We start from the raw sequence: 505 nt of genomic DNA on the forward strand, positions 1-505 counted from the left end.
TGCGTAGTGCTTGGTGACCAGGACGGCTGGGGCACAAATAGGTTGTCAAAGGCCGAGTCGATTTTGGGGACTGGGATGTCCCAAAATCTATCACGAGGCCGAAGACACGCTTGACGGGGTTATGGCAACCATATTTAACAGGATTTTCTAATGGCAAAAAAACAAGACACGGTTACTTATGAACTGAAACAGGGGAATAAGGTTGTGTATGTTGGTACTACCAATGACCCAGAACGACGCGAACAACAGCATCGGGAAGATGGCAAGAAATTCGGGCACATGAATGTCACCTCAAGGCGCATGACCGAGGATGGAGCCAAGAAAAAAGAGACTGATCGGCTTGCTACCTATCGCAAGAATCAGGGGAGAAATCCAAAATACAATAAGGATTCTGACGGTTAGTGAACTGTAATCAGCAGCAACTACCACTGAGCCCAGATCAGAATGAAAGCGGACAAAACCATCGCCATTTACCGCCGCATGCGCAATCAGCCGCTATGGCGGT

1 protein-coding gene is annotated in these 505 nt (G+C 48.3%); it reads left to right on the top strand.

All coding sequences use genetic code 11. The features are described from left to right. The first annotated feature begins 150 nt into the window (after positions 1 to 150). Positions 151 to 402, top strand: coding sequence for a GIY-YIG nuclease family protein (locus tag ACOCD2_RS26325; protein WP_293654046.1), 252 nt, complete (start codon positions 151 to 153; stop codon positions 400 to 402). The last annotated feature ends 103 nt before the right edge of the window (positions 403 to 505 follow it).

Origin of the sequence: Thiolapillus sp., assembly GCF_048562965.1 — a bacterium.
GTDB lineage: Bacteria > Pseudomonadota > Gammaproteobacteria > Chromatiales > Chromatiaceae > Thiolapillus > Thiolapillus brandeum_A.